Source organism: Arthrobacter sp. 35W (genome assembly GCF_000482545.1).
Classification (GTDB): Bacteria; Actinomycetota; Actinomycetes; order Actinomycetales; family Micrococcaceae; genus Specibacter.
In genome coordinates, this window is sequence record NZ_KI519454.1 from 290,724 (window position 1) to 303,200 (window position 12,477).

Below are 12,477 nucleotides of genomic sequence, written 5' to 3' on the forward strand. Positions count from 1 at the left end.
CGAGTAGTTGCCATCAGCAATTTAGATGAATCGGTACAGTGCCATTGTTCCGAGCGGACTACGGCCTTTTGACAGAGAAATGCTGAGGTCTCTGCGTTCGTTGGCCCCGCAGTACCTGTTCAAATTCGTCCGGGGTCCCCTTGGACGCCTTGAAAACACTCTCGCTTGAGCGCCGCGGCGACTTAGTGGTGCGGCCGTTGGGCGTGGGATTGCTGTCGTAGCTGTAATAGCTGTACGCATATGCGTCAGGGCCCTTCACGGGGACGCGGTTCAGTACGATGCCGAGAACATCCGCATCTACCAACTCAAGTGTCCCCAAGGACTTGGTGACCTCAGGCTGACGGGCCTTGTGGCAGCCTACAACCATAACCACGCCACCCACATGCTGCGCCAAGACGGCAGCATCTGTGACTGGAAGTAGGGGCGGGGCATCGATGACCACGGCATCAAACATTTTTTCGAGGCGGGCGATCAGGTTCTTCATGGCCTCGGACCCCAGAAGTTCGCTGGGATTCGGCGGGATCATTCCGGACGTCAGTACGTGAAGCCCGTGTTCGCCCCACGGCTGTAGCAGGTCAGAAACATCTGCATCGCCGACGAGCGCCGTTGTAAGCCCGGCATTGCCTTCAAGGCCGAGGTATTCAGACACCATGGGGCGGCGCAGATCTGCGTCGACAAGTGCAACGGATTGGCCTGCTTGGGCCATGGAGATGGCCAGGTTGGTGGCGGTGGTGCTCTTGCCCTCGCCAGGAAGGGAAGAAGTGAAGAGCAGGGTCTTGCTGGTATGGCTGACATGGGCGAACTGCAAGTTAGTACGCAGCTGCCGAAACGATTCCGCGCGTGGGCTCTGCACCGAAACCTGGGTGATGAGGGGGCTCTTGGTGGCATCCGCGTCAAATGCGATGCCGCCTAAAACGGGGGCGTCAGTCAGTCGATGAACATCGCTTTCACTGCGGACCCGATTATCCAAAGTCGTGCGCAAGAGCGCAACACCAACTCCTGCGGCCAACCCGATGAGAAGTCCCAGCGCAAGGTTAGTTTTGACGTTGGGTGCAGAGGGCGTCGATGGGGCAGCAGCCGGCGTCACCACAGAGACGCGAACGGGCGAGATACCTCCATCCCTAGGCTTCTCCAATACATCGACCGCAACAATTAGGCTGTTGGCGACCGCTTGGGCAATGGCTGCAGCCTGGACCGGCGAACCGTCTTCAACGGCAATGGAAAGCAGGACGGTTTTTAGATCAGAAGACGCCTTCACCTTTGTGGCAAGCTGGTCCGCGGTGAGGTTGAGGCCGAGCGTGTCGATCACTGGTTGCAGCACGGTTGGCGTAGTTGCAGTCTGTACGTACGATGCAACCCTGGCCTGAATAAAGGTGTTGCCCAGATTTAGATCCTGGGCGGTACCGGACGTTTGGGTGGCTACGAAAAGCTTGGTTTCGGCCGTGTAAACGGGTTTGCTGAGCACGGAAGCCGCACCCGCTCCCAGAAGGCCAACCATGCACAGCGCCACGATAATGATCCAATTACGACGCAGAATGCGTAGGTATTCGCGTACTTCCAAGAGCAGGTTCCCCCGTGTTAGTGCTATTGCGACGGTGGTTCAGGGAGGTCCCCAGATCCGAGCCCGACACGCCATTTCTCACAATTGTAGCCGCCGCAAACGCACCGGCTTGTTTCGGTGAAGTCACATGCCGTTGCGGGCAGCGTGTGATTTGGCTTCCCAAGATAGAAGTGACCGGACTGCCGGTGTCAGCTGGTGGGACATCTCTTGGTAAGTCGCATCGCCGCGCTTGTACGGATCAATCACGTCGTCGTCAGTTGGGTCTCCGAGAGTTTGCGAACGCAGGCGGGCCGCAGGCCGAAGGGCGGCCTTCCACCGCTCTGCAGGCGATGAAGCATCCACCTGGACACTCGGTAGCAGCCTGGCGAACTCGCGAAGGGTAAAAGTCTTAAGGAGTAATGAAGGTGCCATTTCCACAACTCTGCTGCGGTGCTCACGAGTCATGGTCAGCACCAGATCCTGGCCCTTGAGGATCTGCGGAGTCATAAGCCTCGCCGAAAAGTGCTCGGGATCAGCGCCAAACACACGGAGCAGTCCCTGAACCTGGGGAGCCATATTCCAATCCACCATGGCTTGAGTGCCTGCACTAGTGACAGAGAATTGACCGGGCGCCAGATTTTCCATACCAGCTCCCAAGAGCCGCTCCGCCATGGGGGAACGGCAGATGTTTCCTGTACAGACGATCAGGATCCGGAACGGTGCATTAGCGGTCATGAATCGAGCCTAGGGCAGTTCGGATCCGATTGTTCAGCTCAGCCCGGTAACGATATAGAGCTACGGCGCCAGCACCAAGCAACGCCCCAACAGTGTTGACCATGATGTCTCGAACCGACGCCACCCTGCCACCAAGAAAAAGCAGTTGGCACATTTCGATGACATTTGACGTTACAAGACCGACAAAGGCCGCCTTCCACCAGCGGCTGCGTGGTAGCAACCAAGCTACAAGCAAACCCAGAGGAATGAACAAAAGAACATTGGCCATCCCTTCGATGAAGCTGTAGTTGATCCACCTAGGGAGCCCTGCATGATGAAGGGACGCAAGGACTTCTGAGAGCGTGCCGGAGGCCGGCTGGTCCACCGGAGAAGGCCAAAAGGCGATGAGATCAAGCGCAATAGCGTAGCCGCCGAGCAGCCAGACAGCCGGTTGGTAGATAAATGCTCGACTGCGGCTGGTGGGTTCCTTGGGCACCTTTAGAGCCTAGTGGTTGACGCAATTATTACCGTCCAAAAATTCAGGGGCGTCCGGCAACGCATTACCATCGGAGAACTATCAACGTTTTTCACCAGGGGGAACCTATGCGCAAGGCAGTCATTCCAGTAGCAGGGTTGGGCACGCGATTCCTACCGGCCACCAAGGCCATGCCCAAGGAGATGCTGCCTGTAGTGGACAAGCCGGCCATCCAATATGTGGTGGAAGAGGCCGTCCGCGCGGGCATCTCGGACGTACTAATGATCACCGGCCGCAACAAGCGTGCCTTGGAAGATCATTTTGACCGCGTGCCCTTCATTGAGCAGGCCCTTGAGGCCAAGGGTGACCACACGCGGCTGGCCGCTGTCCGGGAGGCCTCCTCGCTGGCGGACATCCACTATGTGCGCCAAGGCGACCCCAAGGGTCTGGGGCACGCCGTGCTCCGGGCCCAGAGCCACGTAGGCAATGAGCCGTTCGCCGTGCTGCTGGGTGACGACTTGATTGATGAGCAGGATGAAGTACTGCAGGAGATGGCCCGCGTCCAGGCTGAGACCGGCGGTTCGGTTGTGGCGCTGATGGAGGTGGAACCGTCCCAGATCAGCTCCTACGGCTGCGCAGATGTAGTTCCCCAGGCGGATGGCGGCTTTGTGCGCATCCACGGGTTGGTGGAGAAGCCCGCCGTGGATGAGGCGCCGTCCAACCTGGCCGTCATTGGCCGCTACGTGCTTCACCCCCGGGTCTTTGACGTGCTGGCGGAAACCCCCGCAGGACGCGGCGGCGAAATCCAGCTCACGGACGCACTGCAGACGCTGGCCACGGCCGAGGGCGAAGGCTCCGGTGTGTTCGGTGTGATCTTCCGCGGCCGCCGGTTTGATACCGGGGACAAGCTCAGCTACCTGAAGGCCGTTTTCACCATCGCCTCCGAGCGCGAGGATTTGGGTCCGGCACTTAACGAGTGGCTGGACAGTGTCCGGACGCCGGCGAACCGGGTCTAGCAGTAGCCAATTAGGTTCAACGCAGGGAGATCCGACGGCGGCGGTCTGTGCCGCCGCGGAGATCCCGGTTGAGCCGGCGGTCGCCGTGGTAGAGGATCGATTCCCAATCCACTTCCTCGGCGGTCTTGGGCACTACCACGGACACTGCCTCCACCTTCGACTTCGGCTTCACATAGAGCCAGTTCAGGGCGCCCAGGAAGACATCCACGGCGGAGTTTCGCAGACCGATGTACGCGCGGATGCAGCCCGCGGCCAGGACCGCATTCAGCGTGGCGAAGGCGACGTTGCCCCAGTTTCCCTGCTGGGTATCCCGCCAGAGCGTGAGGACTGAAAACACCACGATGGCATACGGGATCAACACGTAGATGGCCGGCGCTGCAGTCCGGTTTTTGACCTTGGGCGTGCGGACAAAGGGAATCTTGTCACCCGTCAGGCCCTGCTGCAGCGATTTCAGCACACCGGCAAGGTTGACCGGCAGCAGGATCAGGTTGAAGCCGTAGATACGGAAGATGTCGCTGAAGCGGTGGCCGCAATCGCGGAGGTCGCTGCCCATGCAGAGGAAGTAGGGCAGGGCCGCGACAAAGACGGCGGGGCTGAGCAGACGGCTGTCGTAGGGGTAGGCCAACAGGAACAGCAGGCCGATGCTGGCCCAGGTAATGGACGCCATGTAGTTCACCCGAAGGAGCACCTCGCGGAAGAGGATCCGTTCCCGCTTGCTGCGCCGGTGCGAGAGCTGGTTCCACAATTTGGGCAGAATCAACAGCCCACCATTTGCCCACCGGCGCCGCTGCACGACCAAGGAGCCAAAGTCCGGTGGGGTGGCGCTGTAGCTCAGCCGCTCGGGGTAGTTGCTCAGCGTCCATCCGTGTGTGCCGAGGTCAATGCTGGATTCCGTATCCTCAATGACGGTTCTGTCCTGGATGTAGGTGCGGACCTCAAAACCGCCAACCGACTCAACTTCGACAATGTCCTCCAGGGCACGCTTGCGGATGATCGCATTGGCCCCCACCCAGAAGGTGGCCCCGTAGTAGGTCATTCCCTGGTGCAGGATGTGCTGGATGTCGGTGGTGGCGCCGGCGATGCGCTCGATGCGTGTGGGTGCGCCGCGGAATGATGAATACGGCGTCTGGGTCACGGCCACACGCTCGTTGCCGGCAGATTCGAGGAAGTAGACCAGCCGCAGGCAATAGTCGCGCAGCAGCAGGGAGTCCGCGTCCAGGGTCAGCAGGTAGGTGCTGTCCGGCACCACCAGATCATCCTCGCGAGGCTGCACGGCCGGGCGGAGCACCACATTGCCGGCCGTTTCCTCCCGATTCCAACGCTTGCCCATCAACGAGATGTAGGCGTTGAGGTTCATGGCCTTGTTGGCCTCGTGCGACAGGCTGGCATACCGCTTGCGCTCAAAGGTGCCTGTGGTGGCGTTGAAGACCCAGGTCAGGCGGAGGTAGAGCTGTTTCATCCGCTCGGGGTTGGGCGCTGTGTTCTGGGCCTGGGCGGCGTTCAGGGCCAGCAGCACCAGCCGCAGTTCACGGGCCAGGCCCATGATCACCAAGTCCACGAAGAACTCATCCACGTGGTCTTCAACGGCTTCGGCCTCGGCCATGGCCTCAAGCCAGTCGACAGCGGCTTCGTATTCCGCGATCAACGCAGAAAGCTCGACGGCGGCATCGAGGTCCTCTGGCTGTCCTTGGCGCGCCTCAAATGCTGCCAGCGCCGCGTTGGCGCGGGCCGCGGGTACCGCCAAAGCGCTGGAGATTTGTCCGGCCAGGGCCCGGGTATCCTCCAGCCGCTGCAGCACGTCCGGGTCCGTGGGGAAGGGCGGATCATCCAGCAGGAGCACTACACGCAGATCGGGGAATTCCTGCAGCGCAGCAGACCACAGCGTGGCGCGGACTACATGGGGTTCCTCGGCATAGGAGGGGACCAACACCGTGATGGCCTCGTTGCAGTCGGCAAAGTGGCCATCCAGCTCGCCCCGGGGGACGCGGCGGTGTTCCTTGAAGCGGTGGAGCGCCCCCTGCCGTGCGAGGAGGTACATCAGGGCCGAGAAAGTCAGGAATGTTACGACGGTGAGGTAGGAAAACGTCTCGAAGGTAAAGCGGAACCCTGAGTTAGGATTGTCCACTAATTGCTTGATGATGGTTGAAATGACGTAAAAAATCCACGCGGACACCGTGACCAAAATTGCCAGCCGGCCAAGCATGATTTTCCGGGGGGAGGGCGTGGGGTGGACGATGGCCAGAGGCTCAGACCGCCGTTCCGAGCCCCACTGCCGCCTACGTGCCGCAGCCTGGATGCTGCTATCTGGATGCTCCTTCGCATCTCCCAATATGTCAGGCGATTCAACCAACTGGTCCGTCATCATTCCCCACTGCCTGTAAAACGGGCCCCAGTGACCCGACAATCGATGGAATATTCCGCCTGCCACAATCTGGAGCGCCCGCCGATTGCCCTTATAGTAATCGATGGCATGCTAAACCATTGGTTGTGCCGGTCGCACTAAAAAAAGGGGCCATATGTCGAAGCGCTTTCCCGGACGAAAGTTGTCATGGATCCGGCTCACTGTCCTGCTCGTGGGCGTGGCGCTGTTGGCAACGGCCGGTGTGGCCGGATGGCGGACCTACCAGGACGTTCAGGCGGCGGCAGCCTCGCCGTCGAGCTTTGCCGGGTACGTGGATGTGACGGCGACCCCCCGATATGCCTTCGAACAGCCTGCAAGCGATGACAACAAATCGGTGGTCCTGTCCTTCATCGTGGCCGATGCCAAAGACAGCTGCCAGCCCTCCTGGGGCGCCGCCTACAGCCTGGATGCAGCCGCCTCCGATTTGGATCTGGACCGCCGGATCGCCCGTCTGCGCCAGGTGGGCGGAAACATCGCCGTTTCCTTCGGCGGCCTGATAAACCACGAACTGGCCAGCGTTTGCACCGACGACCGCAGACTGCAGAAGGCCTATGCCACAGTGGTGGAACGCTATGACCTGGCCATGATCGACCTGGACGTGGAGGGAACCGCCCTGGCGGACAAGACCGCCGTCGCACGCCAGGCCAAGGCCATCGCGGCCCTCCAGCAGGACCGCCACGCCAAGGGGAAGGACCTGGCCGTCTGGCTCACGCTTCCCGTGGCACCCCACGGGCTCACCGCGGACGGCACCGCCGCCGTGGGGCAGATGCTGGCCGCCGGTGTGGATTTGGCCGGTGTCAACATCATGACCATGGACTACGGCGCCAGCCGGGTAGGCGGCCAGTCCATGCTCCAGGCCTCGATCGCGGCTGCGGAGTCCACCCACGCGCAGCTGGCGACCGTCTACGCGGCCGCCCACCAGGATCTTGGCGCACAGACGCTGTGGCGCAAGGTGGGGCTGACGCCCATGATCGGCCAGAACGATGTGGTGGCCGATGTCTTCACCGTGGCCGACGCCCACGGGCTGAGCTCCTTTGCCCAGGAAAAGGGCATCGGCCGGATGTCCATGTGGTCACTGAACCGTGACGCCGAATGCAGCCCCAACTACCCCAACCTGACGGTGGTCTCCGACGCCTGCAGCGGTGTGGCGCAGGGCGAAGCCAGCTTTGCCCAGGTTCTGGGCGGTGGCATGCAGTTCATCGCAGCAGCGCCGCCCTCCTCGGCCGTATCCTCCAACACGGCCACGGCCACGGCGGTGGTGGACGATCCCGCAACGAGCCCCTACCCGGTCTGGTCGGATCTGGCCACGTACGTGCAATCCGACCGGATTGTCTGGCAGGGCAACGTTTACGAGGCCAAGTGGTGGACCAAGGGCGATGTGCCCAATGATCCGCTCCACGAAGGGGCCCAAACTCCATGGAAGCTCATCGGCCCGGTCCTGCCGGGGGACAAGCCCAGGCCCGATGTGGTGGTTCCTGCCGGAACCTACCCGGAATGGTCGCCCACGACTGTCTACCTGAAGGGGGACCGGGCAATGCTCGAAGGGCACGTCTTTGAAGCCAAATGGTGGGTCCAGGCCCAGAGCCCGGAGGCGGCACTGCAAGGTGCCACCGATTCGGCCTGGTTGAAGCTCTCCAATGACGAGATGTCCAAGATCCTTGCCGACAAGGCAGCCAAGTAGACGTCAGGAATCAAATCGGCACCCAGGCCGGCGACCGTGTGGAGGATGAGTGCGTAGTGAGGCATCGCAGATGAGCATGGTGCGGAATTGGGCACCGCCGTTGGCCGACCCGGCCCCGGCCTGGCAGCGCCCGCGCACCGTGTGGCACCAGGCCTTCATCACCCTTGTGGTGGTGCTCGGGGTGGGCGCCGGCCTGTGGGCGGTGGCTGCCCAGTGGCAGGATCTCTTTGCAGCGTGGGCCAGCCTGCTCCTGGGACTGGGCGCCCTGCTCACCGTCTCGCCGTTTCTGATCCAGATGAACGCGGGCGGCAATGCCGTCCATCTGGGTGTGGCAGTCTCCGTCTTGGCGTTCATGAACTACGGCCACAGCCCGGTGCTGACCCTGGCAATGTGGACGCTGATCTCCATTGCCTACCAAATGATCCTGCGCCGCCCACTCAAGTCGACAGCCCTGTGGACGGGCGTCGAAGGGTTGGCCGTGGTGGCCTTCTTGGCCACCGTGGAGAGTTTCCCGGAGACGGCAGTGGGGGAGTCCGTCGGTCTGGTGGGCGGCATCACCGCGTACATCCTGGTCTATGTCGTGTTGAGTCAAATCAACACCGCCCTGGGACCCCGCCGGGAGGGTGCTCCGTGGGTCAGCCCCATCAGGTGGTCACGCATGGCTACGCTGTGGTTCATCAACGTCGCCTTCTCGCTGCTGAGCCTGGGGGCCTACAACTTCAGCACCCGTGGCGTGCAGATCCCCGGAACCGACCTCTCCGCGGGCAGCGTGACCTACCTGATCATGATCTGCCTGCTGGTCCACATCTTCACCCTGCGCAGCACCTTGCGGCAGACCCGGCTCAAACTCAACGTCGTGTTGGATGCCGCAAAGGATCTGCCCTGGCGCGAGGCGCCCGCCCCCGCGGAACGACTGCGCACCTTCACTTCCGTGGCGATCCCCGGCGAGGCTGTGGTGATCCAGGATGATCCGCCCCGCACCGGCCAGCTGGGGTCACCCATCGAGTTTCCCGACGGCCACGGGGAATACATTGTCATCACACGGACCAGCACCTTGGAGTCGTTCACCCTGCTGGAGGAACAAATACTCCAGGGCTTGGCCCACATGGCCAGTGCCACCTTGCGGGTCAACCACGGCATGGCGGAATTGGAAATCCAGGCAGCCACGGATGAACTCACCGGCCTGTTGAACTACCGGGCCTTCCTGGACGCGCTGGCGGCGGCCGCCGCCAGGCACAGCGACTTCCACCGGCTGGCCATCCTCTACATCGACGTGGATGGCATGAAGGGGGTCAACGACACCCTTGGACACGATGCCGGCAACCAGCTGTTGACGGTGCTCTCCCAACGAGTGCGGAAGCTGTTGCGGGAAGACGACATCGTGGCCCGCGTGGGCGGCGATGAATTCGTCGTGATCCTGAGCTCCATTGCCGGTCCTAGCGACGCCGAGAAGATCCGCCAACGGGTTGAAGCGGAAATCGCGGCTCCGCTGCTGCTGTCCGACCATTGGCTCAAGCCCAGTGCCAGCGTAGGCCTGGCCTGCTCGACCCCAGGCGATGGCGGCATCGAAGAGTTGGTCAACGCGGCCGACAGGGACATGTACCGTCGCAAGACGGAACGGCGTGCCCAGGAAAAGTCCGGCGTCGACGACGCCGTCTCGGAAGAAGCTCCCAGAATCAAGTCGATCGGTGGTCGGTAATGGAAGAAGGCGAGGACCTGAGCCAGGCCGTTGCGCGCATGGCCGAGGGGGACTTTTCGATTCGGTTCGCGGCCCCGGTGCAGCCTGCCGACGGCAAGACCATGGACGACTTGGCCTTGTCCCTAGATGGGCTGGCCCGCCGCTTGGAATCCCGGCGCGTAACTGCCGAGAACCACTATGCCCGGCTGCAGGCAGAACTGGACAGGTCACGGGCTGAAGTGGACCTCCTGTCCGGTGCGGACATGCTGACTGGAGTCCGGAACCGGCAGGCACTGGTTGCAGCAATCGCTGGGGCCACATCCGACCCCGAAGGTGGTGCGCCCGGCCCTGCCCTATTGGTAGTTGGGCTCAGCGGGTTGAAGCTGGGCAACGAGAAGCTGGGGCGGGCCCAGGGGGATTCGGTGCTGATTGCCGCGGCAGACATGCTGTCGGAACTCACCACCGAGAAGGATCTGATTGCGCGTCTGAGCAATTCCGAGTTCGCCATCCTTCTGGGCAACCGCGATCCTGAGGCGGCCTTCCTGCTGGCCGTGAAGACCTTGGAACGAATGCGCCAGAGCATCGAGGTGGGCACCAATCGGCTGTGGCTCGACGCCTGCATTGGCATCCGCCTTGCTGACGACGATTTGGACGCCGAGGACCAGATCAGGGATGCCATGCTGGCCATGGACTACGCCGCAGACAAGGCGCAGGGCCGGATCGAGGTGTTTGTCCCCACCATGCTGGAAATTGCCTCCCAGCGGGTCCAAATGATTGCCGAGCTGCGCCACGCCATCGACAACGGTGGTCTGGAGCTGCATTACCAACCGGTGGTGGAGCTGGAGGCCGGCCTGATTGTCGGTGCCGAGGCCCTGGTCCGCTGGGACCACCCGCGGTGGGGCCAGCTGCAGCCAGGAGTTTTCCTGCCCGCCGCCGAAGAGGGCGGGCTTTTGGTTTCCCTGGGCCAGTGGGTTCTGGGGGAGGGCATCGCCCAGCTGCGCCAATGGGCCCCGCTGGTGGAGGCCATGCCCGATTTCAAACTGCACGTGAACCTGTCGCCGGGGGAGCTGCAGCGGGGTGAATTGGTGCCCGAGCTCCGGAGCCTGTTGCGCGAACACAACGTGTCACCCACCCGGCTGGCCCTGGAGATCACCGAGAATGCCGTGGTGACGGCGTCGGTGCGGTCCTCACGCATCCTTGATTCACTGCGCAATGTTGGCGTGGGGTTGGAGATCGATGATTTCGGGACAGGCTATTCCTCCATCAGCTACCTGCGCAATCTTCCCGTGGACACGGCCAAAATCGACATGTCGTTGATCAAGGACGTGGCCGTGGACCCCCAGCAGCGCGAGTTTGTGGCGGCCATCCTGATGCTGATCAAGGCCGCAAAGCTGGACGTTGTCGCGGAGGGGATCGAAACGGCCGAGCAGGCAGAGGAGCTCCGCCTGCTCGGCTGCCGCCTGGGCCAGGGCTACTACTTCAGCCGGCCGGTGGCGGCTGCAGCCATGACAGCTCTCCTCAGCAAACGGATGCTGCCGTAACTTAGGGCCGGTCGCTCTGGTAGACGTCCGGGACGCCGTCGCCGTCGTCGTCCCGCTGCTCGGCTGCCTCGATGGCCCGGTAGCGGCGGTTGCGCGCCCGCAGCACCACCGTGGCCAGCAGGGCCGACAGCAGCGAACCGGCCAGAATGGCCACCTTGGCGTGGTCGTTGTGCGCGCTTCCCTCACCGAAGGCAAGTTCGCTGATCAGCAGGGAGACGGTGAATCCGACGCCCGCCAGCAGGGCCAGGCCGGCGACGTCGATCCAGGCCAGCCCGGCATCCAGCGTGGCCCGGGTTGTCTTGGTGACCAGGAAGGTTGCACCGAAAACGCCCAGTGCCTTGCCCGCAATCAGGGCCACCACGATCCCGATGGCCACGGAGTCATTGAAGGCGGCCATCAGCCCGGCTCCACCGCCCAGGGCGACACCGGCGGAAAAGAAGGCAAAGAGCGGCACGGCAACGCCGGCGGAGATGGGCCGGAAGCGGTGTTCGAAGCGTTCGGCCAACCCCGGGCCGTTCTCGGGGGTGCGGTCGCGGCGCAGCACCGGCACGGCGAAACCGAGCAGCACACCGGCCACTGTGGCGTGGATGCCGGAGGCGTGCACCAGCGCCCACACCGCGAAGGCCAGAGGCAGCAGCAGGTACCAGCTGCGGATGCGCTTCTGGACCAGCATGGTGAAGATGGCCAGCGGCAGCAGGGCGAGTGCGAAGAGCTCCAGGTGGAGCTCGCCCGGGTAGAAGATGGCGATGATGGCAATGGCAATCAGGTCATCCACCACGGCCAAGGTGAGCAGGAAGGTGCGCAGGGCCGAGGGCAGGTGGCTGCCGATCACGGCCAGGACGGCCAGGGCAAAGGCGATGTCCGTGGCTGTGGGGATGGCCCAGCCGCGCAGGGCATCGCCACCGGCGGAGAGATTGAAGAGCACGTAGATCACCGCAGGCAGCACGACGCCGCCTACCGCAGCGGCCACCGGCACCACCGCCCGGCTCGGGTTGCGCAGATCGCCGGCGACGAATTCGCGCTTGAGTTCCAGCCCCGCTACGAAGAAGAAGATGGCCAGCAGGCCGTCGGCCGCCCAGCCGCCCAGGCTGAGGTTCAGATGTAGAGCCTCGGGACCCAGCTTGAAGTCCCGTAGGGCAAAGTAGCTTTCCGAGGCGGGGGAGTTGGCCCAGATCAGGGCCACGACGGTGGCCGCCAGAAGAAGGGCCCCACCAACGGTTTCCTTGCGCAGGATCTCGGTGACGCGGGTGAATTCCAGGTAGGTGCCCCGGCGCAGAATGCGGGGGCGGGGTGAGGGTGTAGTCATTGGGGCGGCTCGATTCAAGGGCTTGTGGAGGGTACAACCATTGCCATCGCCGACCAGACTTCCCGGCACACCAAGGTCTAGTCTACCGGGTGTGAGATGCGGGCTTGCCTTTGCCTTGTTTTCAG

9 protein-coding genes are annotated in these 12,477 nt (G+C 62.9%); 4 read left to right on the forward strand and 5 right to left on the reverse strand.

Features of this window, described 5'->3' with window-relative positions:
• Positions 1-58: 58 nt before the first annotated feature.
• The 3 genes from K254_RS0101275 to K254_RS25140 form a co-directional block, all read right to left on the reverse strand.
• On the reverse strand, positions 59-1,561 hold the full coding sequence (locus K254_RS0101275; RefSeq protein WP_026553860.1) for a polysaccharide biosynthesis tyrosine autokinase: 1,503 nt from the start codon (positions 1,559-1,561) through the stop codon (positions 59-61).
• Between the two features lie 123 nt (positions 1,562-1,684).
• Positions 1,685-2,275, reverse strand: coding sequence for an arsenate reductase/protein-tyrosine-phosphatase family protein (locus K254_RS0101280; protein ID WP_026553861.1), 591 nt, complete (start codon positions 2,273-2,275; stop codon positions 1,685-1,687).
• Positions 2,265-2,750 carry a VanZ family protein gene (locus tag K254_RS25140; RefSeq protein WP_155848418.1) on the reverse strand — a complete coding sequence of 162 codons (486 nt, stop codon included), beginning with the start codon at positions 2,748-2,750 and terminating at the stop codon, positions 2,265-2,267. Before K254_RS25140 ends, K254_RS0101280 begins: the two co-directional genes overlap by 11 nt.
• 107 nt (positions 2,751-2,857) lie before the next feature.
• On the opposite strand from K254_RS25140, the gene galU reads away from it, so the two are divergent.
• Complete coding sequence (gene galU, locus K254_RS0101285) at positions 2,858-3,745, forward strand: UTP--glucose-1-phosphate uridylyltransferase GalU (protein WP_035748846.1); 888 nt, start codon at positions 2,858-2,860, stop codon at positions 3,743-3,745.
• A 16-nt stretch (positions 3,746-3,761) separates the two neighbouring features.
• Here galU and K254_RS0101290 read toward each other — a convergent pair whose 3' ends face one another.
• Positions 3,762-6,107: a glycosyltransferase family 2 protein gene (locus K254_RS0101290; protein ID WP_081710046.1), complete on the reverse strand. Its 2,346-nt coding sequence runs from the start codon at positions 6,105-6,107 to the stop codon at positions 3,762-3,764.
• A gap of 154 nt (positions 6,108-6,261) precedes the next feature.
• On the opposite strand from K254_RS0101290, the gene K254_RS0101295 reads away from it, so the two are divergent.
• The 3 genes from K254_RS0101295 to K254_RS0101305 all read left to right on the forward strand — a co-directional run bounded on the left by K254_RS0101295 (position 6,262) and on the right by K254_RS0101305 (position 11,046).
• On the forward strand, positions 6,262-7,827 hold the full coding sequence (locus K254_RS0101295; protein WP_035748847.1) for a chitinase: 1,566 nt from the start codon (positions 6,262-6,264) through the stop codon (positions 7,825-7,827).
• Positions 7,828-7,897: 70 nt separating this feature from the next.
• Positions 7,898-9,526, forward strand: coding sequence for a GGDEF domain-containing protein (locus K254_RS24650; protein ID WP_051388645.1), 1,629 nt, complete (start codon positions 7,898-7,900; stop codon positions 9,524-9,526).
• On the forward strand, positions 9,526-11,046 hold the full coding sequence (locus K254_RS0101305) for a putative bifunctional diguanylate cyclase/phosphodiesterase (RefSeq protein ID WP_026553865.1): 1,521 nt from the start codon (positions 9,526-9,528) through the stop codon (positions 11,044-11,046). The genes K254_RS24650 and K254_RS0101305 overlap by 1 nt, the downstream gene beginning before the upstream one ends.
• A gap of 1 nt (position 11,047) precedes the next feature.
• On the opposite strand, the gene nhaA is transcribed toward K254_RS0101305, so the two are convergent.
• Positions 11,048-12,352 carry a Na+/H+ antiporter NhaA gene (gene nhaA, locus K254_RS0101310; RefSeq protein WP_026553866.1) on the reverse strand — a complete coding sequence of 435 codons (1,305 nt, stop codon included), beginning with the start codon at positions 12,350-12,352 and terminating at the stop codon, positions 11,048-11,050.
• Positions 12,353-12,477: the final 125 nt, after the last annotated feature.